Here is a 26,966-nt window from a genome sequence, read left to right as displayed (position 1 = left end):
TGCCAAAATTTACGATATTTGTGCCCATTGGCAGAAAACACGCGCACCCTGACATCTGTTTGCATACTGATTTTGGGGCACAAGGTTATCTGTGGCGTTTAGGGGCCGTTTTTCTGAAAATACCCCAGAACTGTTTTAGGCCAGCACACATACCAGAATCTATCCTATATTCATGAGCAACGAAACCATTATCTTCTCCATGGCGGGGGTAAGTAAGATTTACCCGCCGCAGAAACAAGTTCTCAAGAACATTTATCTCTCTTTCTTTTACGGCGCTAAAATTGGCGTGTTGGGTCTGAACGGCTCGGGTAAATCTTCCCTTTTAAAGGTGATTGCCGGGGTAGACAAGCAGTACCAGGGCGATGTGGCGTTCTCGCCGGGTTACTCTGTGGGTTACCTGGAACAGGAACCGCAACTAGACCCCGCCAAGACCGTGATGGAGATTGTGCAGGAAGGTGCCGCTGAAACGGTGGCTCTCCTGAAAGAGTACGAAGAAATCAACGAAGCCTTCGCCGATGAGAACGCCGACTTCGACAAACTCATGGCCCGCCAGGGCGAAGTGCAGGAGAAACTGGACCACCTGGGGGCTTGGGACCTGGACAGCAAACTGGAGCGCGCCATGGATGCCCTGCGCACCCCTCCGGGCGAAGCCATTGTAGGCAACCTGTCTGGTGGTGAGAAGCGCCGCGTGGCCCTGTGCCGCCTGCTGCTGCAAGAGCCCGATGTGTTGCTGCTGGATGAGCCTACCAACCACTTAGACGCCGAGTCTGTGCTGTGGCTGGAGCAACACTTACAACAATACAAAGGCACCGTGATTGCCGTAACCCACGATCGTTACTTCCTGGACAAAGTAGCCGGTTGGATTCTGGAGCTAGATCGTGGCGAAGGTATTCCGTGGAAAGGCAACTACACCAGCTGGTTGGAGCAAAAAGCCGAGCGTTTAGCCAAAGAAGAGAAAACCGAGAGCAAGCGCCAGAAGACGTTACAGCGTGAGTTGGAGTGGGCCCGCATGAGCCCGAAAGCACGTCAAGCTAAGTCTAAAGCTCGTTTAGGCAACTACGAGAAAATGGCCTCTGAAGAAGCCAAAGAAAAAGAGCAGAAACTGGAACTCTTCATCCCAGACGGTCCGCGTTTGGGGAACGTGGTGATTGAAGCCGAAGGACTGACTAAAGCCTTCGGAGATAAACTCCTGTTTGAAGACTTAACGTTTAATTTGCCACCCGCTGGTATTGTAGGAATCATTGGGCCGAACGGTGCCGGTAAGTCTACCTTGTTCCGCCTCATCACCGGCCGCGAGGCCGCCGATGCCGGAACCATCACCGTAGGGCCAACGGTAGAAACCGCCTACGTAGACCAACAACACGAAAGCCTGGACCCGAACAAGTCTGTTTTTGAAACCATCTCAGGTGGTACCGAGACTATGTTGTTGGCAGGCCGTCAGGTGAATGCCCGCGCCTACGTGAGCAAGTTCAACTTCACCGGTGGTGACCAGGAGAAGAAAGTAGGCGTGCTTTCCGGTGGAGAGCGCAACCGCGTGCACCTGGCCATGACCCTGAAGCAAGGTGCCAACCTGCTCCTGCTGGATGAGCCTACCAACGACCTGGACGTAAACGCCATCCGTGCCCTGGAAGACGCCCTGGAGAACTTCGCCGGTTGCGCCGTAGTGATTAGCCACGACCGCTGGTTCCTGGACCGTATCGCCACGCACATCCTGGCCTTTGAAGGCGACTCCCAAGTGGTTTGGTTTGAAGGAAACTTCTCAGACTACGAAGAAGCCAAGAAGAAACGCCTGGGCGATGTTGAGCCGAAGCGCATCCGTTACAAGAAGCTGATGGACTAGGTCTGTTTTAACGCTGATTTTATGAAAAGAGCCCGGGAACGTGAGTTTCCGGGCTCTTGGTTTGGGAGGCGTAGGTTGTTATCCGCTAACTTAAAAAGTGCTTTGAAAGGCTTGTTGCTTAAATGTAAAGTTTGCTTTACATTTAAGCAACTCATCAACTAAGCTATCCTTTATGAATCTACTACTTCCCCACCAATTTAAGAAAATAGGAATTGTGTTGATTCCTTTAGGCTTCATCTTTTGGCTATTGATGCAAAGGGGTGTGATTACCCAACTTCTTGTCTTTCTATTAGGGGGAGGTGATTACCATGTGCTTAACATGGTTGTAGCTTCCATTTCTTTCTTCGGCTTTTTAGGAGGGTTCTATTGCATAGCTTTTGCAAAAGAGAAAATAGAAGATGAAATGATTCAAAGCATTAGAGTAAATAGCTTTCAAATGGCGGCTTTGATTCAGTTACTCTTCACCATCTGCGGTTTTATTTCATGGCTGCTATTAGGGAGTGAAAATGAGAGAGAAGTAGTGCTACTTTTGTTAGTTGCCTCCTTGTTGGTTTTCTGGTTCGGTTTTATAGCCAGATTCCATTACATGCTGTATGTTAAGTTGAAATGACTTAATGAAGAACTACATCAGGGAGGAAAGGGTCGGAAAACAACTTACCCAAGCCCAGTTAGCAGAATTGGTGCAAGTCTCCAGGCAAACCATCATTTCTATTGAAACAAATAAGTATCTGCCTTCCACGGTGCTGGCGCTCAAATTAGCGAGAGTGCTTCAGAAAGGAGTAGAAGAGTTATTTGAATTAGAAACCTCTGATTAGCCGCCGAAGGGGCTTTTGTAAGTGGTTGCAGGGTTAGATGCTGCTGAATCAGGAAGCACCTAACTCATAGAGTTAACTGTTTTAGAGCTGATATCATAGAAAGAGCCCAGAAACATCTGTTTCTGGGCTCTTTAGGTTTGGGGGATATGTAAGGAAGCTGTTGGTAATAAACCAACAAATGCGGCGAAGTCTTAGTATCTTATGCCCGGGTGTCCGGTAAGGGAATCAAATTCGAATGTTCCTAAAAAATAACCGTCTAAGACAAACCCGTCGGTAAGGGGATTGCTCATGAATTCTACCGAATTGTGGATAGATGTGGTAGAGTAATTTTTAGACGAAACAGAGATATTTTGGGACTTTTGTCCCCCAGGTTTCTTTGCAGTTGACAAGCTAATGAAAGATTGTGACTGTTGAGAAGTACTATTCAGATGTAACCCGGTTGTGTTCATTTCCTTTTGCTCTTTATTATGATACAATATTACGGGGTGTCATGAGTAAAAAACAGGAAACTAAGCCTTAATCCAGAACTATGATATTTCTAAGGGTTGATAGCAATAAAAAAACTTAAGTGAAGGCGAATGTTGCCCCAGGCGCTTTAAACTCATATTTGCTATGTGGTAGATAAGGTGTAAAGAGAAAAATCATATTAATGGGTTAAGTAAATTATAAATGAATATTAGTATCATTATTTTATAAAATACGTAAAACTTCACCTTTAATATCCTGGGCGTGAGTAGATGTGGTTTTGTGCTTGTTGTATGGTAAAAGCTTAATATTGGCGCGTTGACAGAGTTTTAATCTAAAGCTGAAGGTTGGGTTTTCCGTTTTTCTAATTGAAGAATGAATTTTATAAACTGTATTATTCTAGTATTTAACTAGGTGTTAAGTGTTCTAAGGCGATAATAAGACATTTCCATAAACACAAAATAGAGCAGATGGATGAAGTCTGTTATAAATGTGTTTTAAAGGAAAGAGCCCGTAAACGTAAGTTCACGGGCTCTTTTCATTCTTATGGGTAAACCGGCAAGTCAGGTTTTTGCTCTTTGTGGCAGCAAAAAGGGTAATTGCCTAGTTGTTGCAATTAAGACCTGAAGTCACGGCAATTAAAGTCTCCTCCAATTCTTTTCTGGTGGCAGCATCCAACAGGGTACATTTTCTGGCAGCTTCCAGGTAATTGACCGTGGCCTGTTTGTAGGCTTGGCAATTTGCAACGCTTTGATTCTCATAATAAGCATCTACAGCTTTTTCAAAGGCCTCGGTTTCATTTTTTAAGCCACAAGGGTCGGCTTCAGGTGCTTCTTTATCGTCATCGCTGGAGCAGGAAGACAGGCTGAGGCTGGTGAAAGTAGTTAGTAGTAAAAATAAAAGGATGTTGGTTCTTTTCATGGCACAATGGCTTAACTTCTAGGTGGTAGAAATTCAAAACAATTCAATTCAATTCAATTTCAAAAAGATACGGGGTTGGTTGTCCGCTTAAGGACTGGTCTCCTCTATTTCGTGGCAAGCACCTGATTCAATCAGGAACATGCGAGCACGAGAGAAAGCCCTTTCACGGGGTACATCGTAGGGTTATTTGAAAAGAATGCCAAGCGCTTGTGCATTTTCCAAAGTATAGACACAGAGTTCTTTCCTTACCCCTAAGCGGACTACAAATTTTTTAGCCTATATTTAGCTGTTACTGTTTCTGTTATAGTCTGTCTGTATAATAAGGACATGCTCTAAAGAAGAGACGTGCAGAGGAAATCATTGCTGCTTTTGTCTTAATTGTCTTGAGGTAAAAAAGTACAGGCTGAGCTTTCCCCGCAGGGCCGCAAGAGTATCCTTTCTATTTAGAACCAAATGCAACCCCATAAACTTTGCCCTATGAAAAAACTTTTACCCTACGCCAGCCTGCTTGTGCTAGGCTTTCTGTTTTCCTGCTCTCAGCAGAAAAACGCGCCCGAAATAGCTACGTCCTCCACCGCAGCATATTTCGCCCAGACAGAACAGGGCGTGCAGGACGGGGGCGTGAAAATGATTCCCATTCAGACCGCCAAAGGCACCTTCAACGTCTGGACCAAACGCGTAGGTAATAACCCCAAGATAAAATTGCTTTTACTCAACGGCGGCCCCGGTGCCACGCACGAATACTTTGAATGCCTGGAAAGCTTCCTGCCTGCCGAGGGTATCGAGTTTATCTATTATGACCAGTTAGGCTGCGGCAACTCAGACAACCCCCAGGACACCACCATGTGGGATTTGCCCCGTTACGTAGAGGAAGTAGAGCAAGTGCGTACCGCGCTGAACCTGGGGCCAGAGAACTTTTATCTGTTGGGGCATTCCTGGGGTGGTATTCTGGCTATGGAGTACGCCCTCAAGTACCAGCAGAACCTGAAAGGCCTCATCATCTCCAACATGATGTCCAGCGCCATTGACTATGGCAAGTATGCCGATGATGTGCTAGCCAAGCAGATGGACCCGCAGGTGCTGGTGCAGATCAGGGACATTGAAGCCCGAAAGGATTTCCAGAACCCCAAGTACATGGAATTGCTCATGCCTCACTTCTACGCCAAACACGTGTTGCGCCTGCCCATGAACGAGTGGCCCGAGCCCGTGACCCGCTCCTTGGGTAAAACAAACCAATCCTTCTACGTGACTATGCAAGGCCCCAGTGAATTCGGGATTTCGGGGAAACTGGAGAGATGGGACCGCAAAGCAGATTTGAAGAACATCACCGTGCCCACCTTGTCAGTAGGCGCTGAGTTTGACACCATGGACCCCAAACACATGGAATGGATGGCCACGCAAGTGCAAAACGGTTCGTACCTGTATTGCCCCAAAGGCAGCCACATGGCTTTCTATGATGACCAGCAAACCTACATGAAAGGCTTGATCACCTTCCTGAAAGGCGTAAACGAAGGGCAGAAAGAAGTGAAGCTCTAAGTAGCGCCTTTAGAATTGGTCTGCAGAAAAGGTAACTGTTTTCGGCCTTATTCTGCAAAACAAGCTCCTAAACAGCAGGGCATAACCCGGATGGACATCAGAAAATCCACTGGCATGCCCGGTATTCTTAGTCCTTTGCAATAAAGAGCAGTTTAGTAGGTTCCCATTTGTGTTCAGAAAGAAAAGAGTAGCTTTAACTAATACTTCACCCCACCTTCAAGATAAACAGGCAATGAAAAAATTACAGAAAGCTAAGGGACTGTTTGTCTTCATCTTTTTTCTTACCTGGCACGTGCAGGCGCAGAACAAAGTGGTGGCGTACCTGCCTAACTGGTTAGATTACAATGCTATTGCCAGAAACATTGCCTATGATAAGGTAACCCACATCAATATTGCCTTTGAGAATACAGATGCAGCCGGTAACCTGAGTTTTAATGCGGCAAACAATACGTTGATCCAATTGGCGCACGCCCAGAAGGTGAAAGTGCTGGTCTCTATTGGGGGTGGCGCTATCTCGTCTAACCCCAGCATGTATGCTGTTTACTTCAACTTAATCAGTGATGCGCAACGGGCCGGTTTCGTGAGTAAAATTGCGGCGTATCTAACCGCGCATAATCTGGACGGCATAGATGTTGATTTGGAAGGGCCTGCCATTAACAGTGACTACGGCAAATTCATTGCTGACCTCTCTGCGGCTTTGAAGCCGCAAGGCAAGCTGGTTACTGCGGCCTTGGCGCATACCAACGGCGGCAATGCCGTATCCAGCGAGACTTTCCAATATTTTGATTTTATCAACATCATGGCCTATGACGAAACCGGGCCGTGGGCACCTGCCCGTCCGGGGCAGCATTCTTCCTTTGAGTTTGCCAAAGCCTGTCTGGATAATTGGGTAGGCCGCGGGCTCCCGAAAGAGAAAGCCGTCTTAGGGGTACCTTTTTATGGCTACGGTTTTGGGGCAGATTTTAACCAGGGCATGGGCTTCGCCGAAATCATTGCTCGGTATCCGGGTTCAGAAAACCAGGACCAGGTGGGGAACACCATTTATTACAACGGCATTCCTACCATCAGGGCCAAAGCAGAATATGTAGTGGAACAGCAGTACGGCGGTATCATGATCTGGCAACTGGCCCAGGATGCTACCGGAAACTTCTCGCTGCTAAATACCATTCATCAGGTTCTTAAAAGAGTGACCGGCTCTGCCCCGCAGGGTTCAGACCCTATCCAGATTCATATATATCCCAATCCGGCTAAACTACCTGCCATCGGGTACCTGGTTTTCCCCGAAACCACCAATAAAGTGAAAATTGACATCAGAGACATGAAGGGCGCGAAAGTGTATGACAAGGCCTTCAGGAATAAACAGCGACAGGATAGAATAGAACTGCCTGGTCTGCCCCAAGGCATGTATCTGATTCAGGTAAAAGCAGATAACCTGGTGTATTCAAACAAATACCTGGTAGAATAAAGTAGTAGGCAAGATTGCCAAATTCCTACTCTTCTGATCACTTCAACTATCTCTATGCTAATGATAGTGACGGTTTCTTTCTATCATTTATTTTAGAAGAAATTTTAATAAAGTGCACTCTGACACTTCTTTCTTAATGGTAACTTTTTAAATTATCTTAGGAACTCAGTAGCCTTTCTCTCCCACTATTCAATTTGTAAAATCCCATATGTATGAACAAAACTTTTACTTTTCCTAAGAAATGTATAACAGTCATGTTGATGATGCTGACTGTTGTCTTTTATCGGGCAGAAGCGCAAACCACCGTCATTACGGGCCAATGTTTGTCTTCCGAAGATAACTCCCCTATCCCCGGTGCTACCGTCCTGGTTAAGGGAACCACCACCGCCACGGCCACAGATGTAAGTGGCCGTTTCAGCATACAAGCCGCGCCGGGCAGTGTGCTGGTGTTTTCCTTTATCGGCTATATTCCGCAGGAAGTAACGGTGGGTAGCCAGTCTAACATTACGATTACGTTGGTGCCAGATGTGACGGCCTTGTCAGAAGTGGTGGTAACGGCTTTGGGTATCAAGAGAGACGTGAAGGCCTTGGGTTATTCCATCTCACAGGTAGGAGGCAGTGAATTGGCGACCGCCAAAGAAATCAACGTGATCAACTCTCTTTCCGGTAAAGTGGCGGGGGTTGATATTTCTACCCCCACGGCTGGCCCTTCTGGTTCTTCCCGGGTCATCATTAGAGGTAACTCAGAATTAAGCGGCAACAACCAGCCTTTGTACATCATTGACGGCGTACCCATGGACAATACCCCAGCGGGTGGAGCCGGGCAGTGGGGCGGGTATGATTTAGGAGACGGTTTGTCCAGCCTTAATCCAGATGATATTGAATCTGTGTCAGTGTTGAAAGGGGGTGCTGCGGCTGCCTTGTATGGTTCCCGTGCTTCAAACGGGGTTATCATGATTACCACCAAAACCGGAGCTAAGCAAAAAGGAATTGGCGTAGAGTACACTGGCAACTATACTGCTGAAAGGGTATTGTCTAAGTTTGACGATTACCAGAAAGTATACGGACAGGGTCGGGATGGTATTCTGCCCATGGAGGCCAACGCCAACAACACCCAGTCGGCGTGGGGCCCTCAGTTAGATCCAAACCTCAGCTTACAGATTTACAGCGGCGAAATGAAGCCGTATTCTCTGGTAAACGACAACATCCTAAGCTTTTTCCGGACGGGTTCTACCTTCACTAATACGCTGGCTTTCACCGGCGGAACTGAAAATGCCTCGGTGCGGGTATCTGTTTCTGACATGCACAACAAAGACATAGTGCCTAAGACCGGCATGGCCCGAAACACCTTCCTTATTAACAGCACCATGAAGCTGGGCTCTAAAATCTCCATCAATGGCAAGGTGAACTATATCACTGAAAAAGTAGACAACAGACCGGCCTTGTCAGACAACCCCAACAACGTGGGGCTGGCCATCATCGGGATTGCCCCTAACTTTGACCAGCGCTGGCTTTCTGAAGGCTACAAAGATGCGTTTGGCCGCTACCAGGACTGGAACGGGAATACCTACCGTATCAATCCTTACTGGTCTATCAATGAGATGTCCAACACCTCCAGACGGAACCGGGTGATTGGCTATCTGCAAATGAACTATGACTTCACAGATTGGCTGGAGCTGCAACTACGCGGCGGTACAGATTTCTATGATTTCCGGTACACCAACTTCTCGCCTAAAGGAACCCCGCTGTGGGAAACCGGTGCGCTGCAGGAGCAATCCAATCACGTAGCGGAAAACAACTATGAAGCCCTCCTAAAGTTTGACAAGCAGTTTACAGATAACTTCTATACTACGGCGTTTGTGGGTGGGAACATTATGCACCGCCGGGCCGAAAACCAGATGAGTACCGGTTCTGGCATTGTACTGGAAGGCATTCAGGCCATTACCAATTTCACCACCCAGAGCAATGATTATGGATTGTTCCGCAAACAGATCAACTCCCTGTACGGCACCATCCAGACTGGGTACAAAGACACCTACTTCCTGGATGTAACGGCCCGGAACGACTGGTCTTCTACCTTGAGCAAAGGCAATAACTCTTACTTCTACCCATCCCTTTCCGGAAGTTTCGTGTTCACGAACCTATTAGATAGAAGCCCTATTCTTTCCTTTGGTAAACTTCGCGCTTCCGTGGCCCAAGTAGGCGGTGACACTGATCCATATCAGTTGAGCTTAACCTATGGCCTGAAGAATTTCTCCCTGTTAGGCAAACCGCTGGGCGAGATTTCCAATACCAGCGTTCCTAACCTGGAGTTGAAGCCTACCCAGACCTTCACCTATGAATTCGGTACCGACCTCCGGTTCCTGGAAAACAGAGTGCAGCTGGATTTAACCTATTACAGCAAGAAAACCACCGATCAGATTCTGCCTTTGATTATTCCGTCTAGCAGTGGTTATAACACCGCAATCATCAATGCCGGTGAAATTACGAACAAAGGCGTGGAACTTATGCTGAAAGGTGGCGTGGTTAATACCCCTGCTTTCTCCTGGGATGTGATCGTGAACTATGCCCGCAATGTGAACCAAGTGGTAAAATTGCATGAGCAGGTAAAAGAATATACGCTGGCCAACGCCCGCTGGGCCGGAGCCGCTATTATGGCGCAGGAAGGAGAAACCTTCGGGACCATTGTAGGAAAGAAACTGATGCGCGACCCAGAAGGAAATGTGGTGCATAACGCCGCCGGGTTACCTGTTTTTGGCACTGAGCAGGAGGTATTAGGCAAAGGAACCTATGACTGGACTTCTGGTATCACCAATGTGTTGACCTTTAAAGGCTTCAGATTGAGTGCTCTGGTAGACATTAAATCAGGCGCCGATGTGTACTCCATGAGCAGTGCCATTGCCCATACCAACGGAACCTCTGAAGAAACCCTGGAAGGTCGTGCCGAATGGTATGCCTCTGAGGAAGCCAGGCTGGCCGCTGGGGCAAGCCCCGCTGACTGGAAGCCAACCGGTGGTTACGTAGGCAAAGGGGTGGTAAATGTAGGTACCGCTGAAGCTCCTAACTACCAGCCGAACACCACCTTTGTGAACCCGCAGAGCTATTGGGGCACGTTTCTGTCTAACTCACCGGAGCCATTTATTTATGATGCTACTTACGCCAAACTCAGAGAGTTGACCATCGGGTACACCCTTCCCAAAACCTTGTATGGCAGATTACCTATTCAGGCGGCGTCTATCTCCTTTGTGGGGAGAAACCTGTTTATCCTGTACAGCAACCTACCCAACATTGACCCAGAGTCCAGCTACAACAATGGCAACGGGCAAGGTTTGGAGTACGGTTCCATCCCGTCCAGAAGAAGCTTTGGGGCTAACTTATCAATCAGATTCTAGCATTTACAATACATAGATTTAGTATGAAATCAACATATAAGAAAATAAGGCTTTTACTGAGTGGTTTGCTTCTCCTGTCCTTGGGCAGTTGTGACAATTTTGAGGAGATGAACCAGAATCCTACCAAGTCCACGCAAATGGATCCTAACCTTATGCTGCCTACTATCCAGTTGCAGCTGTCTGGTGGCATGTATGAGCAATGGCGGAACGGTTTTATTTACGGCGGTGACTGGATGCAGCAGTGGACGGGCGAATACGCTACCACTGAATTTGGAGGGAAGGGCCAGAAAAACGACGCGTATATGAGCGCCCTTTGGGATACCCAATACCCACGCGAAGTGAAGAACATCTCTGATATGGTGATCCGCACCACCGGTGACCCGGCGCAGGTGAATATCAACGCCGTTTCCCGAATTATGAAGGTGTACATCTTCTCGCGGTTGACAGATTTGTACGGAGATATTCCCTACTTTGAGGCCGGCAAGGGCTATCATGAAGGAGTATTAACGCCCAAGTATGATGCCCAGCGCGATATTTACTATGACTTCTTTAAAGAGCTGGATGCCGCCACCAAGGCACTGAACCCCGCCGGAGACCCGGTTACCCAAGACTTCTACTTCAATGGAGACGTGAATAAGTGGCGGAGATTCGGGAATTCTTTACGCTTGCGTCTGGCTATGCGCCTGGTGAAAGTGGAGCCATCTAAAGCGAAAGAAGAAGCCGAAGCAGCCATCGCCGCAGGCGTTATGGAAAGCAACAGTGACATGGCCGTAATGCAGCACATTAATGTTCCTTTCGGGGGCGATGTGTTCGGCGGGAACGGGGTTTCCTATGTGTTCATGGCGGTGTCCCCGTCTGAAAGCGCTTTCCGGATGGTCAACACGTTTGCCAAATACCTGGAAGACACCTCTGACCCAAGATTGAGAATCTTTGGCGCTTCTTACCTGAAAGACGAAAACCGCACCGAAATCACTGACCAGGTACGTGGCAAACTGGGCAGCTATACCGCTATGTCTCTGCCGCCCAGTACTTTCTCTTATGAAGGAACAGGCCCGGCTATCAGCGTAGACGTAAACGGTCAGGCGACAGAGGTTCCCCGCATCTTACAAGTGATGCAGCCTTCCAAATACATTTCGGCCATTGATGCGCCTTATATTATCATGAGTTATGCCGAGGTGGAATTATGGAGAGCCGAGGCCGCTTTCAGAGGCTGGAATGCTGGCGGAACGGCGCAGGAACATTTCAGCAAAGCACTGGAAGCTGGCGTGAAGCAAATGACGGTGTACAAAGCCCCCGAAGTACCGCAGGCTACCATCAATGCTTTCAAAGCAGCAAACCCCTTAATGGCCGGCAAGGAGCTGGAGCAAATCAATAACCAACTGTGGATCAATTTCGCCCTGAACCCGCAGGAAGGATATGCTAACTGGAGAAGAACCGGGCTGCCTAACCTGGCTTACCGCAACCGCGATCCCGGTGTAAACCAGTCTAACGGTCAGGTGCCAAGAAGAATGCAGTACCCGGTCAACGAGTATTTGCTGAACGAAGCCAACGTGAAAGAAGCCGCAGGCAGAATAACCGGCGGCGATGTCTGGACAGCTCGGGTTTGGTGGGATAAATAAGCAAGGAGTAACAAAGCAATTAACCAGATTATGATGAAAAATTATATAAATCTCATTCTAGGCTCTTTTCTCTGCCTGTTCTTCTTAACCAACTGCGAGGTAGAGGATGACGAAAACCCCATTTTTGAAAGCACGGCCATTCCGCGCATTTTCGGGTGGTCAACGGCCAACACCTACACCACTGATATCTCAGACTCGCTCATCATTGATTTGCAGGTGTCGCCCGCCGAGGGCGCAACCTTCAAATGGTTTGTGGACGGCGTTGAGGTAGGAAATGAAAGAAGGTTCAAGTACCTTTTCCCGGAGGCGAAAGACTATACCATCAAGTTTGAAGCCACCCGCAACGGGGTCACCAACTCCAGAGAAGCGGGCGTGATTGTGATCAAGCCTTTCGTACCCAAAACCTACAATAAGAAAATGGTAGGTTTCTTGACGCAGAACGGCTCCATCAATGACGTGAACTTCGCCAACCTGACGCACTTGGTTATCTCCTCGGCGGTAGTGGGGGAGGTGGCAGGGCAGGCCTCGTTGGTAGACACTACCTTAGAGAACCTGAACATTCCTCTCATCATCAAAGCGGCGCATAATGCGGGCGTGTATGTATTACTGGATGTAACCGGCAACATGGTGACCTTAAACGGTGGTGGTTTATACGCCGATTACGGTTTCTTCAATGTTATTAAAGACCCGGCCAAGCAGGCCACGGCCATTGCCACCATCATGAAGTTTGCCTCTAACAATGGCTTTGACGGCATCAATGTGTACCTGAACAACACCTCAGAAGGCGTTTTAGAGCCAGTTTCAAAAGTAGAGGAGTTTTTCAAGGCCATACCAGTCGCTTTGCCCCCAAGACCAAACGGTAAATTTTTCTACACCGCCTCGGTACCCGGCGGCTGGACTACCGGTGTATTGAGCGCCATCGCGAAGGTTCCGCAAATTGACTGGGTAAATGTTCAACCATACCGCTATGAAGATTTGGCGCCTACACCTCATTCTCCTTACTGGGGTGCGACAGACTTGGTGAATACGTGGGTAAACTTCGGGATGCCGAAAGAGAAGATTGTGTTGGGCATTCCGGCGTTCGGTCTGCATTACAAAATGCCCAAAGATGGTACGCAGGTGGGTTGGGGTAACTTATGGCAATTTACCACCTATGAAAGTTTCAGAAGCATCTTGCTGAAAGATCCATCGGCGCACACCAAAAACGTGCTGACCATAGATGATGGCATCTTCTATGACGGACACCCCATGATTCAACAGAAAGCCCAGTTGGTGAAAGACCAGGGGCTGGGTGGCCTGATGATGTGGAGCCTGGAAAGCGATACCAATGACCAATCTAAGTCCTTGCTGAAAGCCGCCAACACCGCACTAGGTAACTAAAGGGACTTCAAATTTTCTCTCATTAACCGTACTCCTGCTTTAAGGCTGTTTTACTTGAAACAGCCTTAAAGCAGGAGTACGGTTAAAAGCCCAAACTACTTTCTAAAAGATGCGCTCAACCGGATAACTGATTCTGGCCTGTTTTCTGGAAAGTAGATCAGAACGGTGAGCGCCTTTTAAGCTGGTTTCTGCAAAAAGGGCTAAAAACAAAATGAGCCTATTCCTCCAATTCATGATGATAAAATCTACCAGAATCTTTCTGTTTCTCTTATTCTTGTCATTTGCGGCAATGGCGCAGAAAGCAACTCCGCCGCGCCCGGCGGTCATCGCGTATTTTGCCGGTAATGCCGCGCAGCTGGATACGTATGACCCGCAGCAACTAACCCACATCATCTATTCCTTCGGACTGCTTGACGGAAATAAATTGAAACTGAGAAACCCAGCAGATTCCGCTGTCCTGCAGAAGATGGTATTGCTCAAACAGAAGAACCCGCAGTTGAAAGTGCTGGTTTCTTTAGGCGGTTGGGGCGGCTGCGAAACCTGTTCAGATGTGTTTTCTACTTCCGCGGGGCGGAAGGAGTTTGCCGCTTCGGTGCAGAAAATGAATCAGTATTTTGGAGCCGATGGTATTGACCTGGATTGGGAATATCCGGTGGTGGCGGGTTTTCCCGGGCACAAATTCGCTCCGGAAGATAAAGACAACTTCACCGCGTTGGTGCAGGAATTGCGCCGCAGCCTGGGCAAGAAAGCCATCATCAGTTTCGCCGCCGGCGGATTCCAGAAGTTTCTGGACGAGGCGATAGACTGGAAGAAGGTGATGAAAAAGGTGGATTTCGTAAACCTGATGACCTATGATTTAGTCAACGGCGCCTCACCTAAAACGGGTCACCACACCGCGCTGTATTCCACTCCTCAGCAGCCAGAGTCCACCAATAATGCCGTACAGTACCTCCTGAAGAAAGGCGTGTCTTCTGAGAAAGTAATTATTGGGGCCGCATTTTACGGCCGAATCTGGGAACAAGTGCCCAATGTGAACAACGGCCTTTACCAGACGGGAAAGTTCAAAACTGCCGAAGCGTTCAAAGACTTTTCCACGCTTTTATCTAAAGGCTACACTTACCATTGGGACGAGCAAGCGCAGGCACCCTATCTCTATAATGAAGCGCAAGGGCTTTTTGTCACCTATGACGATAAACGCTCCCTGGGCCTAAAGGTAGAGTATGTAAAAAGCCATGAATTAGGCGGCATCATGTTCTGGCAACTGGCCCAAGACCTGCCCTCCAACGGTTTGCTAGACGCTATCAACCAAGCTGTAGAGAAAAATGTGAGTTCTGCTAAATAGCCAGCACTCTGAGAGAAAACCAGCGGAACAGCTTTTAAGAGCAGGATAACTTAAACTATCTCCTTGTCATCTTGGAAGGATCTTGCGTGCGAACTAGAAAAGCTGCAAATAAACGCTACTACTGTTCGCCACCAAGATCCTTTCAGGATGACAAAGGGGGGGAAGAAGATACAGCTGTTTCTGCCCAATCATTTATCAAGCCTTTTCAATAAAAGAGCCCGGAAACATAATGCTGCCGGGCTCTTTTATTGAAAAGACTGTAAAAAATCAGAAGTAAGCCTTATTCAGCAAACTTCTTAAAAATAGCCGTGGCAATGTGCCCGCCAAACCCGAAGGTGTTGCTCATGGCGTAATTCACTTCCTTGGAAACCGCTTTGCCCAAGGTCAAGTCAAACTTCGCGCTGAGTTCAGGTTCTGGTTCGGTCACGTTGATGGTAGGCGGAATGAGGTTCTCCTGCACTGCCTTGATACATGCAATGGCTTCAATGGCCCCGGCAGCACCTAGTAAATGGCCCGTCATGGATTTGGTGGCGCTCAGGTGTAGGTGCGTATTGGTCCCGAATACCCGTTCCACGGCTATCAGTTCGCTGGCGTCGCCAATAGACGTAGAGGTGGCGTGGCAGTTGAGGTAATCAATGTCTTCGGGAGAAAGGTTGGCTTCGGCCAGGGCTTCCATCATGCCCAGGTAGGCGCCTTCGCCCTCGGGGTGGGTGCCCGTAAGGTGATACGCATCGGCGGCCATGCCTCCGCCCACTACCTCGGCTAGAATCACGGCGTTGCGCTGCACGGCGCTTTCGTAGCTTTCCAGAATGAGGGCACCCGCGCCTTCACCCATCACGAAACCGTCTCGTTTTACGTCGAACGGGCGCGAAGCGGTGGCCGGGTCATCGTTGTGGGTAGACAAGGCCTTGAGTGCCCCAAAACCACCCAGGCCGGTTTCGTTAATAGAAGCCTCGGAACCACCCGTGATAATCATATCGGCTTTGCCCCATCTAATGTAATTAAAGGCTTCCAGAATGGCGGTGTTGGAGCTGGCACAAGCCGAAACCGTGGCGAAGTTCACGCCCCGCAATCCGTACTTCATGGAAATGACGCCCGCCGCAATGTCCACAATCATCTTGGGCACGAAGTAAGGGTTGAACCGAGGGGTGCCATCGCCGGCGGCGAACTCCAGCAACTGCTCCTGCAATGTAACAAGGCCGCCGTGCCCGGTGCCCCAAATCACGCCAATCCGGTTGCGGTTCAGATTCTCAAAGTTGATGTTGGCCATCTGCACCGCTTCGGCCACCGAGATGAGCGCGTATTGTGTGTACAGGTCGTTCTTGCGGGCCTCGTTTTTGGGCATGAAGTCCAACGGGTTGAAGTTCTTCAGCTCGCAGGCGAAGCGGGTTTTGAACTTGGAGGCGTCAAAGCGGGTGATGGGCGCCGCGCCGCTCACACCGTTAATCAAAGATTGCCAGTATGCTGGCACTTTATTCCCGATGGGCGTCAAAGCACCCATGCCGGTTACTACTACTCGTTTCATTTCTTGTCTTTTATAAAGCTGTTCTGCCGGTTGCAGTTTCGTTCTGTCCTTCGTCTCTCGTCCTTTGCCACCGTTTTCCTTCCCGTTTAAGAGAAAGTATCGGCAAGATACTCGTTCAAAATGAAAAGCCGCTCGTACCTTCATTCTTCTAACCTTTGAGGTTCCTATTCTTTACTTATTAGAACTTTGTTTACGCGCACCATGAAGCTCATTCTATTTCTTCTGATGTCTTGTTTTCTAACGGACATTGGCTCAGTTAAAGCCTAAACGCAACCGGCCAAACTGGTCACGTGGCAAGATCTCATGCAACTGCCTACGCCTGCCGCCGGGAAACGCATTGCCTATGGTACCGATTCTTTGCAGTTTGGAGAGCTGCGGGTGCCCGAAGGAAAAGGGCCTTTCCCGGTGGTAGTGGTCATTCATGGTGGTTGCTGGCTTTCTCAATACAATTACCAGTACATGAACCATGTGAGTGCTGCCCTTACTAAAGCCGGATTCGCGACCTGGAACATCGAGTTCCGGCGCGTAGGAAACCTGGGTGGCGGCTACCCCGGCACTTTCCAGGACATCGCCCAAGCCACCGATTATGTGCGGGAATTAGCCAAACAATTCCCGGTTTCCGGCAAAGAGGTGCTGGTGATGGGCCACTCCGCCGGAGGGCATCTGGCGCTCTGGGCCGCTGGCCGAAAAGACTTGCCCAAAACCAGTCCTTTGTACACCAAGAACCCCTTAAAGGTAAAAGGCGTGGTTTCACTGGCCGGAATTCCTGACCTATCTACGTACAGCACTGCGCAAGGAAGCTGCAATGCCGCGGTGGAGCAACTGATGGGCGGTTTGCCCACCTCAATGCCGCAACGCTATCTTGAGGCAACCCCTTCGCCTGCTTTGGCCTTGAAAACACCCGTCCGAACGGTGCAAGGCGCCCGCGACCCCATTGTGCCGGTGAGCCAAGCGCAGAACTTTGTGAACCAGGCTTCTTCCAGAAAGAACAAGGCTAAGTTAGTGCTGCTGCCAGATGCCGGTCATTTTGATTTGGTGGCGCCCACCTCGCCGGTATGGCCTGCCATTGCGCAGGCGGTGAAAGATCTCCTGATGCAGAAGTAGTAACGCTTGTTTTTTGGCTTGTTTTTCAAAAAAGGTGCCTGAAATAGTTTCAGGCACCTTTTGCTTTTAAAGGCAAGGAGGTTGATGGGATATGGAGGAGAAAGGAACGCTTGAACTGCAGAAACTGGTATCCATTTTCAAACCAATCCGTTTTTTAAGATAGTGATAAACTTGTTTTAAATATATGATTATGAATATGTTGAGAGGCTATGTGAAAAGTGTGAAGTCTTGGGTGGGGCTGATGGTAGTGCTAGTGGTTCTTGCGGGAGGGTGCGCGCCCGCCACCCAAATTACCGGTACCTGGAAAAGCCCGGAAGTTACCACCCCTACGTTCAACCGGGTCATTGTAGCGGCTCTAACTGATAACGCGGTGGCAAGGCAAACCATTGAGGCGCACCTGCAAACCCAATTGCAGCAGCGGGGCATTACGGCTACCAAGAGCATTGACTTGATTCCGCCGTCCCTTATGCGGGATGGGAACACCACCGGTGATGCCATCCTGGACAAAATCAAAGGCGACCGGCACGATGCCATCTTAACCGTAGCGCTGGTGAACACTGAAACCGAAACCCGCTACGTGCCAGGTACTACTACTTACACGCCGGTCACCCGGTTTGGCTGGTACGGTACGTTCAGGGGCTATTATACCTATATGCGACCTATGATGATTGACCCAGGGTATTACCGCGAAGACAAGGTGTATTTTCTGGAAACGAACCTGTATGATGCTGCCTCTGAAAAGCTGCTGTGGTCTGCCCAGTCAGAATCTTACAATCCGGGAGGGTTGCAGTCTTTTTCTGAGAAGTTTGCCGAAGTCACCGTTAACAAGATGCAGCAGGAAAACCTTATCAAATAAGATGCCTATATCTGACCCGCTTTTACAAAAACAGCCCGAAAACGTACGTCTTCGGGCTGTTTTTGGTAGCGGGTGAATAGATCTACTGGGCCGAAGCAGAAGCGTTTCCACCTTGTCTGGTCGCTTCTAAATCTAGTTCTATGTTCACGGTCTCGGAGATGAACTTGTCGCCTAAGGTTTTGTCGTTGCCGTAGTTCATCTGCCACTGGCGGCGGTCAATGTTGAAGTTGGCTTCGGCTTCCATGGTGTTGTCATCTAACTCAATACGCGCCGGGAAGGTAATGTTTTTAGTCACGCCTTTCAGGGTCAGGTTCCCACTCACGCTGAAGTTGGCACCCGCTACCAAAGAGGTGTCTTTCCCATCAGATTTGTACGGCTCTACCTTCGTGATCTCAAACTTGGCCGTCCCGAATTTCTCGACGTCAAAGAAGTCGCCGCTCAGGAGGTGCGGCTTCAGTTTTGTCTGGAACATTTCGCCCTGTTCTTTCAAGGACAGGGATTTGATGTTAATGGTGAACTCGCCCCCTGTAATCTGCTCATTAGCTACGGCTACGGTCCCAGATGAAAGTTTAAAGGTGCCCGGATGGTTTTTGCCTACACCGTTTCCGGTAAACTCTACCAAAGAGGCGGCGGTATCTACCACAAAGGTTTGGCCAGTGGCATCAGCGGCGGCTTTTTGATCGGTGATGGTGGCTTGGTCGCCTTCTTTGGGAGCCTGGTTGCAAGAAGTAAAGGCCAATCCTGCTACTAGAGCCAGCCCGGCGGTATGTAAGAAGAATGATTTTTTCATAGGTGTAAAAGGGTTATTCAATTTCTGTAGGTACATAAACTTTGTGCTTAGAACGAACGGAGTCAGTATTTGTTCTCTTCCTCTGAAATAGTACTTGCGGCCAAAGCTATCAAACTTCTTTAAAAGCCACCACTTATCCTTGAATTTTAAATGTTGATTACTTCACCGGTTGCACCAGCTTCTCGGCCCTGAACACGCCATCTGCCGCTTGCAGAATCTTGCCTTTCAGCTTGGGGTTGTAGTCTGGGTGGGTCTGTAGAAAGGTGCGTACCGTAGTGGCGGCTCCGGCGCTCTGGTAAGACCCGAAGGTGGCCGAAAGCCAGGAGGCCGGAAAGAAGATATCACCGGTGAGTTGAATTTCGGCCAGCAGGTCTAAACTCTCTTTCAGGTATTTCTCTGACGTAGCCGCCCGCAGCGGATGATGCAGATACCCCAACGCCGCCAGCACCCAGGATTCCACTTCGCGGTTCTCTTCTTTTTTGAGCGAGGCGAAAAACGCATCCCGTTCGTTCTCATCTCCTGACAACGCAGGCAGCATAAACTGTAGCCGCTTCTTGCGGTCTGGGTTAGGAATACGCGTCATCTGGCGGGCCAAGAGTTGCGGACTGTTCGGGTAGTCGCGCACGGCCAATGCCAAAGCCAGTGAGGTGTAATCATCTTCAGACAACCTGATGCCGGTGGGTGCCTGTTCTTTGTCCCAAATCTGGTGAAGGCGGTTTTGGGCGGCAGAACTTAGGGCAATGCTCTGGTAAGTTTTGAAAAACAGCTTCTTCACGTTGGCAGTGCTGGTTTTCTCCATGGCGGTCCAGAGTTCCTGTTCCAGTTGCGAAGCCAGGGTGGGCCGTTGGGCAGCAGGAAGGAAGCGCCAGAAAATATCGCTTAGTTGGCCGGTGATCAGTTTTACGTTGAGTTCTTCCGTTTCTTTGGAAAGCCCGCTGCGGTAGAAGTCCAGCAGTTGGGACGGCGTGACGCTACGGCCATTCTGCATGTTCTCGTACAGATTAATGTAGGCCGAAGCGCGCGCGACCGGGTTCTTCAGTCCGTATAGTCCGCTTAGCATTTGCGCATCAACCGGAAACACACCGTAACCCTGGCCCGTGACATCAAACAGCACAAACAGCGGCTTCTCTTTGCCCACCGCTTCTTGCAGCGTTACCTGGGCTTGGTTCATGTTCACCGTCATTTCCTGAATTCGGTCTGGGTACACCAAGGCAATCTCAAAGTGCTGCGGCCAGAAACGAGTGGAACCGTCTTCGCCTTTCTGACGGATGGTGAGGTTAGAGATTTTATTGCCTTCGGTTTGCAGCCTGTAGTCAAACTGCGGACGGCCCGGTTCGTTTACCCACACCTGGTTCCAGGCTTGCAGGTCAGCGGGAGTGAGGTTGTCCAGAATCTGGATAAGGTCGGGCCAGGTGGCGTTGCCGTAGGCGTATTTCTTCAGGTATTGCTGTAAACCTTTCCGGAAGGCTTCTTCGCCCATGAGCCGTTCCAGTTGCCGCATCATGACGGGAGCTTTGTGGTAAATGATGTTGCCGTACATAGAACCCGCGTCTTGCAGGTTGTCTAGTTGCTGCCGAATGGGATTGGCCCCGGCGGTTCTATCTACCCCGTACGCGGCGGGCAAATGATCTACCAGAAACTTGAGGTCATAATTGGAGTTGACCACCGCTACCTGCGTGATTTTATCAGCCATGAAATTGGCGAAGACTTCCTTCATCCAGACATCATTGAACCACTCCATAGTCACCAGATCCCCGAACCACATGTGCGCCGTCTCATGAGAGATGAGGCTGGAACGGGAGATTTTCTGGTCTTGCGTCGCGCCCTCGTCCAGAAACAACGTGGCCGCTTTGTACTGAATCGCGCCCACGTGCTCCATGCCGCCGTACTGGAAATCGGGGATAGATACAAAATCGAACTTCTGAAACGGGTATTTGATGCCGGTGTACTGCTCCATGAATTGAAGGGCATCACGGTGAATCTGGAAAATGGGGGAGAGGCTTTGCTGCAGTTTCTCTTTATCAGTTTCGCGGTGCAGGAAGTGCATGGTGCGGCCGTTTCCCGTTTGCGCCACGTGGTCAAATTTTCCGGCAGCAAAGGAGAATAGGTACGTAGGAATCAGGTCCGAATTCTGGTAATGGTACGTCTTCTGCCCGGTGCTTAGCACAGAATCCTGCAGCGGCGCGTTGGCAATGGCTTTCCACTCCTGCGGTATGGTTAGGGTGAGTTTGAACGTGGCTTTCAGGCTGGGTTGGTCAAAACAGGGGAACACCGTGCGGGCGCGGTCGGGCACCAGCAGCGTGTACAGGAAATCCTGCTGCCGGTTCAAAGACAGGTTACCTGCCGTGAACTGAATCTCCACCTGGTTTTCGCCTTTTTTCAGGAATTTAACCGGAATAACCAGGTGCTCCTGCGTGTGCTCTATCGGCACCACGTTTCCGTTCACTTTTACCTGCTTCAGTTTATCAGCTGCTTCCTTGAAATCGAGTTGCAACGGCTGGCCTTTTTCTTTCAGATAGAAGGAGATAACCTCAGACGCCAGCACCGGTTCCTCCTTGCGGGCCGGAAGTATGAGGTGCAGGTCATAGGCAATCTTGCTCAGTTGCGAAATCCTATAATCGGCTAATTCTTTGGAGACGCCGGGGACTACCGGAACAGCGCTGCTGCTGGCAGGCGAAACTTGCTTCATACAGGAAACCGCCGAGGCAAAAAAGACAAAAAAGAGGCCTTTCTGGAAAGCCTGAAGATGCTTGTTTTTCATTCTGGGTAAAATTATAAAAATTCGGTTATCTCGCCAGCGGTTTAAATGAGATTGCATTCCGTTTTTAAATGCATTGTACTTTAGATATGGCTATTTTACCGGTATTTTTCTAAAAAACGTACAAAAAAATTATTCTAGGTGTTAGTTGTAGTAAAATGTAATAATTTTGCTTTACTTCGTGTCAAGAAAACAAAAGAGATGAATAAAGTAGTACTAAAAGTAGTGGTGGGCTCCACCAATCCTGTAAAAGTGAAGGCGGTATATAGTGGGTTACAGGCCATGTTTCCGCAGCACGAATTTCTAGTAGAATCTGTCTCTGTTCCTTCTGGTGTGGCAGACCAACCTCTCACGGATACCGAAACGTTGACTGGTGCCTTCAACCGGATGAACAACGCGTATGAGGCTTTCCCCGAGGCAGATTTCTGGGTAGGCATTGAAGGCGGCGTGCAGTCTTTACACGTAGAACTGGCGTCTTTCGCCTGGATTGTGGTGCGCACCAAGAACCTGGTAGGCAAAGCCCGCTCCGGTATGTTCTTCTTGCCGCAGGCGGTAGCAGAATTGGTGAAACAAGGCGTGGAACTCGGCGTAGCCGATGACCAGGTGTTTGGCCAAACCAACTCCAAGCAAAAAGGCGGTGCCATCGGCATCTTGACTGATAACGTAGTAGACCGCACCGAATTATACGAGCAAGCCACCAAGTTGGCATTGGTTCCCTTCAAAAACGAAGCCCTTTACAGCAGAGCCAGCGAGAAGATGTTCGCCTAAGCATGATACATTTCCAGCCTTTTTTCGTTAGATTAAGGTCAAACTGGAGATGTACCTATGTCACTTCTGTCCTCATCCGTCAACATATACCCTCTGGGAGATGCGGCCCTTGTGCTGCAACTGGGGGAAGAAATTGCGGTTGAGACGCATGAGCGGGTAAAGGCCGTGGCGCAGTTCCTGGACCAGCATTCCTTTCCCGGAATGCTGGAGTACGTTCCCGCCTTTACCACCGTGACCATCTACTATGACTCGTGGGTGGTGAGTGAAAAAGGCCAGCAAGATCCTTACGCCGCGGTGGAAGAAAACCTGCGCGAAATGCTGGCCCAACTGGAATCCACAGTCTCATCTGACCGCCCCCAGGTCAAGGAGATTCCAGTGGTGTACGGCGGTGCATTCGGGCCAGATCTGGAGTTCGTCGCGCAGCATGCAGGGCTTAGTCCAGACGAAGTCATCGCTCTCCATGCCCAGCCCGAGTACCTGGTGTACATGATTGGCTTCGCGCCCGGTTTCCCGTATCTGGGCGGCATGGACAGCCGCATTGCCGCGCCCCGCAAAGAGATGCCCAGAAAGGTTATTCCGGCCGGATCGGTGGGTATTGCCGGGGCGCAAACGGGCGTGTACCCCCTTGAAACTCCGGGTGGCTGGCAACTGATTGGCCGCACGCCGCTACCTTTGTTTGATCCTCAGCGGGAAGTGCCTAGTCTGTTGCAGATGGGCGATGTGGTGCGTTTTGTGCCTGTTTCTATGGAAACGTACCTAAAACAGGAGGGTCAGACGCGTGGGCATTAAAGTGGAAAAAGCCGGTCTGCTCACCACCGTGCAGGATTTGGGCCGTCATGGTTTCCAGAAGCAAGGCATGGTGGTCAGCGGGGCTATGGACTCCTTCGCCTTTCGCCTTGCTAACCTTTTGGTAGGAAATGCAGAGAACGAAGCAACCCTAGAAATTACCTTAATGGGCCCCAGCCTGCTGTTCCAGCAAGATTGCCTGATTGCCCTAGCCGGAGCCAACCTTTCCCCTACACTGAACGGCCAATCAGCCCCCATTCACAGACCTATCTTTCTCCGGAAGGGCACCTTGCTGGAGTTCGGGACACCCGCGCAAGGCTGCCGCGCGTACCTGGCCGTGGCCGGAGGTCTTGACGTGCCTTTAATCATGGGCAGTGCCGCTACCTACGCGCGGGCCGCCGTTGGCGGATGGCAGGGCCGCGCCCTCCAGAAAGGCGATGAGCTGCCCTTGAAAGTCATTTCTCTGGAACAGCTTCATTTCTGGCAGCAGAAAAGCCCGGCGCAAGAACCGTTTCTGGTGTCTAAATGGGGCCTCTCCACTGAACTTCTTCCGGCGTACGCCGAAAACCCCACGGTGCGCGTAGTACCGGGACCGGAATATGGCCTGTTTTCCGAAAACATGCAGGAAATCTTTTGGCAAGCGGCATTCAAGGTGTCCAACGCCTCAGACCGCATGGGCTATCGACTAGAAGGGCCCGCGCTGCCGCTGAGCCAACCGGTAGAACTGCTCTCCAGCGCCGTTACTTTTGGGACCGTACAGGTGCCTGCCAACGGAAATCCTATTATCTTGATGGCCGAACACCAGACCACGGGCGGTTACCCGCGAATAGGCCAGGTAATCTCCGCTGATTTGCCGGTGTTGGCGCAGGTGCGACCAGGCGGGGTTATCCGTTTCCAGCAGGTTTCTCTGGCCGAAGCGTACGAGTTGTACTACCGGCAGCAGCGAATCCTGGAACACCTAGCGAGTGCCATTCACCTTCAATTGAAAAGATGAACCCAACCTTTACCGTTGATTTAAACTGTGACCTGGGCGAGAGCTTCGGGGTCTACCAAATGGGCCATGATGAAGCCATTCTGCCTTTGGTCACCTCGGTCAACATTGCCTGCGGGTTCCACGCCGGTGACCCGGCGGTGATGAAGAAAACCGTTCGGTTAGCCTTGCGGCAGGGAGTGGCCTTGGGCGCGCATCCCGGGTTTCAGGATTTACTCGGTTTCGGGCGGCGCGACCTAGCCGTTTCTCCCGAGGAAGCCTTTGATTTGACCGTGTACCAGATAGGCGCGCTTTCCGGTTTCATCAAAGCCGAAGGCGGCGTGCTACACCACGTAAAACCACACGGGGCCTTGTATAACATGGCCGCCATGAATCCTGCCTTGGCCGAAGCCATTGCCGAAGCTGTGTACAAGGTAATCCCGGAGGCGGTGCTGTATGGCCTTGCCGGAAGTGCGTTGGTAAAGGCCGGAGAGAAACTGGGCCTGAAAACCGCCCACGAAGTCTTCGCCGATAGAACCTACCAGCAAGATGGCACCCTCACTTCCCGCAGATTGGCCAACGCTTTAATTACTAACCAGCACGAAGCGGTGCAGCAGGTGGTGCGCATGGTCAAAGATGGAAAAGTGCGGTCGCAACAGGGCGTTGACGTGCCTATTAAGGCAGATACCGTTTGTATTCACGGCGATGGTGCGCACGCGGTGGCGTTTGCCCACCGCATTAGGGAAACGCTTATTCAGGAGAATATCACCCTACAGGCGTTTACGGTCTAGTTTTATGGAATTATAATATATGAGAATACTTCTTCTATTACTTTCTACAGCCGTTTTTGCTTCCTGTGAGTCCGCGAATACTATAAACGAATCAGCAAACTCTGTGTTAAACAAGAATGTATCATCAGAGTTTGATTTTAAATACAATAAGCATAAGAACTATAAAAACCTTCCGAAGACTACTAGCTTTGGTTTCGTATTCACAGAGAAGGACACTGTTCAAAATGGTGAGACGTATAGACTGAAGTTATTTATTTCAAACCATAAAACACTATACAATTCAGATAGTGTAAGCCCGATATTCAAATTCCATCAGGACTCCATCCGCTGGTCAAACCTTTACTTTGATACTACTAAAGTTGTCAGTGGAACCCAAGACACTGCTTTTATCAAGTTTATAGCAGAAGATGCTAATCTAAGAAAGGGTGAATTCAAGGGTAAAAAATGGATTGGTTTGATTGTAATTCCCCGCCTAGGGAAAAAAGATACAGCATTTTCAGTAACTGCAGATTATATTATACAGCAAAAATAACTTCAGATAACATGGCGTAAGCGGCGGCCTCCAGACTCGGCCGCCGCTTGCACGAGAGCGTTTTATGAAACAACCCAAAAACTGGAGTGTGCTGCTGGGTGCCGCTTTCCTGATGGCGACTTCGGCCGTAGGCCCCGGCTTCTTGACGCAAACCACCGTCTTTACGCAAAGCCTGGGCGCGAGCTTCGGGTTTGTGATTCTGCTTTCCATTCTGTTGGACATTGGCGTGCAGCTCAACGTGTGGCGCGTGATTGCCATTTCGGAGAAGCGGGCGCAGGACATTGCCAACGCGGTGTTGCCGGGTTTGGGCGGCTTTATTGCCTTCTTGATTGTACTGGGTGGCTTTGCCTTTAACATTGGGAACGTAGGGGGCGCGGGTTTGGGGCTTAATGTGCTCACCGGGCTTTCCGTGGAAACGGGAGCAGTAATCTCAGCGGCAGTGGCGATTGGTATTTTCCTGGTGCGCGAAGCCGGTAAACTCATGGATAGGTTTGCGCAGGTTCTGGGCGTGCTCATGATTGGGTTGATTCTGTATGTGGCCTGGGTTTCTTCGCCGCCCGTGGCGGAAGCAGCCCTCCGGACCTTTGCGCCGGAACAGATAAGTTTCTCGGCCATTATCACGCTGGTAGGCGGAACGGTGGGCGGTTACATCACCTTCGCGGGTGGGCACCGCTTGCTGGATGCGGGTATCAAGGGCAAAGAAGCCTTGGGGCAAGTGACGACGAGCGCTGTATCTGGTATCTCACTGGCCTCTCTCATACGGGTGTTTCTGTTTCTAGCCACCTTGGGCGTGCTGCAAGGCGGCAACGTGCTGAACCCTGACAATCCACCGGCCTCGGTGTTTGAACTGGCAGCGGGTACCATTGGCTACAAGCTGTTTGGCATCATGATGTTGTCGGCGGCGATTACGTCGGTGGTGGGCTCTGCGTATACGTCGGTCTCGTTTATCAAGTCTTTTCATCCGCGTATTGCGCAAAATGAGAACTGGTTTATTATTGGGTTCATTGTGGTTTCCACGGTTATTTTCGTGTCCATTGGGAAGCCGGTGCTGTTGCTGGTATGGGCTGGTTTGCTGAATGGCTTTGTCCTGCCTGTTACTCTTGGAACTATGCTGGTGGCGGCGCACAAAAAGAGTCTGATGAGCGAGTACCGACATCCAAGGCTGTTGACGTTGTTTGGATTGGTGGTGGTGTTGGTGATGTCTTGGATGGCGGGTGCTACGTTGGTGCAGCAGATCAAGAGCTTTTTGGAGTGACATATCAGCTTTCTTTTTCGGGCTATTTTTGTCAAATCAACTTCTAAACGGAGGTC

At 50.0% G+C, this 26,966-nt stretch carries 21 protein-coding genes; 17 read left to right on the top strand and 4 right to left on the bottom strand.

Going from position 1 to position 26,966, the window contains the following annotated elements:
- The first annotated feature begins 172 nt into the window (after nucleotides 1-172).
- The 3 genes from ettA to ACY0JR_RS04385 all read left to right on the top strand — a co-directional run bounded on the left by ettA (nucleotide 173) and on the right by ACY0JR_RS04385 (nucleotide 2,655).
- Entirely contained in the window at nucleotides 173-1,840 is a 1,668-nt protein-coding gene (ettA, locus tag ACY0JR_RS04395) for an energy-dependent translational throttle protein EttA (protein WP_462632682.1), read from the top strand.
- A gap of 172 nt (nucleotides 1,841-2,012) precedes the next feature.
- On the top strand, nucleotides 2,013-2,450 hold the full coding sequence (locus tag ACY0JR_RS04390; protein WP_462632681.1) for a hypothetical protein: 438 nt from the start codon (nucleotides 2,013-2,015) through the stop codon (nucleotides 2,448-2,450).
- Nucleotides 2,451-2,454: 4 nt separating this feature from the next.
- On the top strand, nucleotides 2,455-2,655 hold the full coding sequence (locus tag ACY0JR_RS04385; RefSeq protein WP_462632680.1) for a helix-turn-helix transcriptional regulator: 201 nt from the start codon (nucleotides 2,455-2,457) through the stop codon (nucleotides 2,653-2,655).
- 1,068 nt (nucleotides 2,656-3,723) lie between these two features.
- Here ACY0JR_RS04385 and ACY0JR_RS04380 read toward each other — a convergent pair.
- Nucleotides 3,724-4,041, bottom strand: a complete 318-nt coding sequence (locus ACY0JR_RS04380) for a hypothetical protein (RefSeq protein ID WP_462632679.1) — start codon at nucleotides 4,039-4,041, stop codon at nucleotides 3,724-3,726.
- A gap of 477 nt (nucleotides 4,042-4,518) precedes the next feature.
- On the opposite strand from ACY0JR_RS04380, the gene ACY0JR_RS04375 reads away from it, so the two are divergent.
- From ACY0JR_RS04375 to ACY0JR_RS04350, 6 genes are all read left to right on the top strand, one after another.
- Complete coding sequence (locus ACY0JR_RS04375; protein ID WP_462632677.1) at nucleotides 4,519-5,577, top strand: proline iminopeptidase-family hydrolase; 1,059 nt, start codon at nucleotides 4,519-4,521, stop codon at nucleotides 5,575-5,577.
- 232 nt (nucleotides 5,578-5,809) lie between these two features.
- On the top strand, nucleotides 5,810-7,042 hold the full coding sequence (locus tag ACY0JR_RS04370; RefSeq protein ID WP_462632676.1) for a glycosyl hydrolase family 18 protein: 1,233 nt from the start codon (nucleotides 5,810-5,812) through the stop codon (nucleotides 7,040-7,042).
- 260 nt (nucleotides 7,043-7,302) lie between these two features.
- Nucleotides 7,303-10,434 carry a SusC/RagA family TonB-linked outer membrane protein gene (locus tag ACY0JR_RS04365; protein ID WP_462632675.1) on the top strand — a complete coding sequence of 1,044 codons (3,132 nt, stop codon included), beginning with the start codon at nucleotides 7,303-7,305 and terminating at the stop codon, nucleotides 10,432-10,434.
- A 23-nt stretch (nucleotides 10,435-10,457) separates the two neighbouring features.
- Nucleotides 10,458-12,053, top strand: a complete 1,596-nt coding sequence (locus tag ACY0JR_RS04360; protein ID WP_462632674.1) for a SusD/RagB family nutrient-binding outer membrane lipoprotein — start codon at nucleotides 10,458-10,460, stop codon at nucleotides 12,051-12,053.
- 33 nt (nucleotides 12,054-12,086) lie between these two features.
- Nucleotides 12,087-13,433 carry a glycosyl hydrolase family 18 protein gene (locus ACY0JR_RS04355; protein ID WP_462632673.1) on the top strand — a complete coding sequence of 449 codons (1,347 nt, stop codon included), beginning with the start codon at nucleotides 12,087-12,089 and terminating at the stop codon, nucleotides 13,431-13,433.
- A gap of 211 nt (nucleotides 13,434-13,644) precedes the next feature.
- Nucleotides 13,645-14,775 (top strand): glycoside hydrolase family 18 protein, encoded by a 1,131-nt coding sequence (locus tag ACY0JR_RS04350; protein ID WP_462632672.1) that lies wholly within the window; start codon nucleotides 13,645-13,647, stop codon nucleotides 14,773-14,775.
- A 280-nt stretch (nucleotides 14,776-15,055) separates the two neighbouring features.
- On the opposite strand, the gene fabF is transcribed toward ACY0JR_RS04350, so the two are convergent.
- Nucleotides 15,056-16,300: a beta-ketoacyl-ACP synthase II gene (fabF, locus tag ACY0JR_RS04345; protein ID WP_462632671.1), complete on the bottom strand. Its 1,245-nt coding sequence runs from the start codon at nucleotides 16,298-16,300 to the stop codon at nucleotides 15,056-15,058.
- A gap of 303 nt (nucleotides 16,301-16,603) precedes the next feature.
- On the opposite strand from fabF, the gene ACY0JR_RS04340 reads away from it, so the two are divergent.
- Nucleotides 16,604-17,404, top strand: a complete 801-nt coding sequence (locus ACY0JR_RS04340) for an alpha/beta hydrolase family protein (protein ID WP_462632670.1) — start codon at nucleotides 16,604-16,606, stop codon at nucleotides 17,402-17,404.
- A 184-nt stretch (nucleotides 17,405-17,588) separates the two neighbouring features.
- Entirely contained in the window at nucleotides 17,589-18,260 is a 672-nt protein-coding gene (locus tag ACY0JR_RS04335) for a DUF4136 domain-containing protein (RefSeq protein ID WP_462632669.1), read from the top strand.
- Between the two features lie 82 nt (nucleotides 18,261-18,342).
- Here the strand turns inward: ACY0JR_RS04335 and ACY0JR_RS04330 are convergent, their stop codons facing one another.
- Together ACY0JR_RS04330 and ACY0JR_RS04325 are read right to left on the bottom strand one after the other, a co-directional pair.
- Nucleotides 18,343-19,050, bottom strand: a complete 708-nt coding sequence (locus ACY0JR_RS04330) for a YceI family protein (protein ID WP_462632668.1) — start codon at nucleotides 19,048-19,050, stop codon at nucleotides 18,343-18,345.
- 157 nt (nucleotides 19,051-19,207) lie between these two features.
- Nucleotides 19,208-21,811, bottom strand: coding sequence for a M1 family metallopeptidase (locus ACY0JR_RS04325; protein ID WP_462632667.1), 2,604 nt, complete (start codon nucleotides 21,809-21,811; stop codon nucleotides 19,208-19,210).
- A gap of 198 nt (nucleotides 21,812-22,009) precedes the next feature.
- Here ACY0JR_RS04325 and yjjX point away from each other — a divergent pair, with 198 nt between their 5' ends.
- The 6 genes from yjjX (at nucleotide 22,010) to ACY0JR_RS04295 (ending at nucleotide 26,910) form a co-directional block, all read left to right on the top strand.
- The gene (gene yjjX, locus ACY0JR_RS04320; protein WP_462632666.1) at nucleotides 22,010-22,576 is read left to right on the top strand and encodes an inosine/xanthosine triphosphatase; all 567 of its coding nucleotides are present in this window, start codon (nucleotides 22,010-22,012) and stop codon (nucleotides 22,574-22,576) included.
- A 57-nt stretch (nucleotides 22,577-22,633) separates the two neighbouring features.
- Entirely contained in the window at nucleotides 22,634-23,365 is a 732-nt protein-coding gene (pxpB, locus tag ACY0JR_RS04315; RefSeq protein WP_462632665.1) for a 5-oxoprolinase subunit PxpB, read from the top strand.
- Nucleotides 23,355-24,356, top strand: a complete 1,002-nt coding sequence (locus ACY0JR_RS04310) for a 5-oxoprolinase subunit C family protein (RefSeq protein WP_462632664.1) — start codon at nucleotides 23,355-23,357, stop codon at nucleotides 24,354-24,356. The genes pxpB and ACY0JR_RS04310 overlap by 11 nt, the downstream gene beginning before the upstream one ends.
- Nucleotides 24,353-25,123 carry a LamB/YcsF family protein gene (locus ACY0JR_RS04305; RefSeq protein WP_462632663.1) on the top strand — a complete coding sequence of 257 codons (771 nt, stop codon included), beginning with the start codon at nucleotides 24,353-24,355 and terminating at the stop codon, nucleotides 25,121-25,123. The genes ACY0JR_RS04310 and ACY0JR_RS04305 overlap by 4 nt, the downstream gene beginning before the upstream one ends.
- Nucleotides 25,124-25,142: 19 nt before the next feature.
- Entirely contained in the window at nucleotides 25,143-25,655 is a 513-nt protein-coding gene (locus tag ACY0JR_RS04300; protein ID WP_462632662.1) for a hypothetical protein, read from the top strand.
- A 64-nt stretch (nucleotides 25,656-25,719) separates the two neighbouring features.
- Nucleotides 25,720-26,910, top strand: a complete 1,191-nt coding sequence (locus tag ACY0JR_RS04295; RefSeq protein ID WP_462632661.1) for an NRAMP family divalent metal transporter — start codon at nucleotides 25,720-25,722, stop codon at nucleotides 26,908-26,910.
- The last annotated feature ends 56 nt before the right edge of the window (nucleotides 26,911-26,966 follow it).

It is taken from the genome of Rufibacter sp. JT3400010 (assembly GCF_054956755.1).
Note: the sequence above shows the minus strand (reverse complement) of the source record. Positions and strands in the feature narration are given on the sequence as shown.

Bases quoted from the DNA above. Each gene is read 5' to 3' on its own strand.
- ettA (WP_462632682.1), top strand. From the start codon at position 173: ATGAGCAACGAAACCATTATCTTCTCCATGGCGGGGGTAAGTAAGATT.
- ACY0JR_RS04390 (WP_462632681.1), top strand. From the start codon at position 2,013: ATGAATCTACTACTTCCCCACCAATTTAAGAAAATAGGAATTGTGTTG.
- ACY0JR_RS04385 (WP_462632680.1), top strand. From the start codon at position 2,455: ATGAAGAACTACATCAGGGAGGAAAGGGTCGGAAAACAACTTACCCAA.
- ACY0JR_RS04380 (WP_462632679.1), bottom strand. From the start codon at position 4,041: ATGAAAAGAACCAACATCCTTTTATTTTTACTACTAACTACTTTCACC.
- ACY0JR_RS04375 (WP_462632677.1), top strand. From the start codon at position 4,519: ATGAAAAAACTTTTACCCTACGCCAGCCTGCTTGTGCTAGGCTTTCTG.
- ACY0JR_RS04370 (WP_462632676.1), top strand. From the start codon at position 5,810: ATGAAAAAATTACAGAAAGCTAAGGGACTGTTTGTCTTCATCTTTTTT.
- ACY0JR_RS04365 (WP_462632675.1), top strand. From the start codon at position 7,303: ATGATGCTGACTGTTGTCTTTTATCGGGCAGAAGCGCAAACCACCGTC.
- ACY0JR_RS04360 (WP_462632674.1), top strand. From the start codon at position 10,458: ATGAAATCAACATATAAGAAAATAAGGCTTTTACTGAGTGGTTTGCTT.
- ACY0JR_RS04355 (WP_462632673.1), top strand. From the start codon at position 12,087: ATGAAAAATTATATAAATCTCATTCTAGGCTCTTTTCTCTGCCTGTTC.
- ACY0JR_RS04350 (WP_462632672.1), top strand. From the start codon at position 13,645: ATGAGCCTATTCCTCCAATTCATGATGATAAAATCTACCAGAATCTTT.
- fabF (WP_462632671.1), bottom strand. From the start codon at position 16,300: ATGAAACGAGTAGTAGTAACCGGCATGGGTGCTTTGACGCCCATCGGG.
- ACY0JR_RS04340 (WP_462632670.1), top strand. From the start codon at position 16,604: ATGCAACTGCCTACGCCTGCCGCCGGGAAACGCATTGCCTATGGTACC.
- ACY0JR_RS04335 (WP_462632669.1), top strand. From the start codon at position 17,589: ATGATTATGAATATGTTGAGAGGCTATGTGAAAAGTGTGAAGTCTTGG.
- ACY0JR_RS04330 (WP_462632668.1), bottom strand. From the start codon at position 19,050: ATGAAAAAATCATTCTTCTTACATACCGCCGGGCTGGCTCTAGTAGCA.
- ACY0JR_RS04325 (WP_462632667.1), bottom strand. From the start codon at position 21,811: ATGAAAAACAAGCATCTTCAGGCTTTCCAGAAAGGCCTCTTTTTTGTC.
- yjjX (WP_462632666.1), top strand. From the start codon at position 22,010: ATGAATAAAGTAGTACTAAAAGTAGTGGTGGGCTCCACCAATCCTGTA.
- pxpB (WP_462632665.1), top strand. From the start codon at position 22,634: ATGTCACTTCTGTCCTCATCCGTCAACATATACCCTCTGGGAGATGCG.
- ACY0JR_RS04305 (WP_462632663.1), top strand. From the start codon at position 24,353: ATGAACCCAACCTTTACCGTTGATTTAAACTGTGACCTGGGCGAGAGC.
- ACY0JR_RS04300 (WP_462632662.1), top strand. From the start codon at position 25,143: ATGAGAATACTTCTTCTATTACTTTCTACAGCCGTTTTTGCTTCCTGT.
- ACY0JR_RS04295 (WP_462632661.1), top strand. From the start codon at position 25,720: ATGAAACAACCCAAAAACTGGAGTGTGCTGCTGGGTGCCGCTTTCCTG.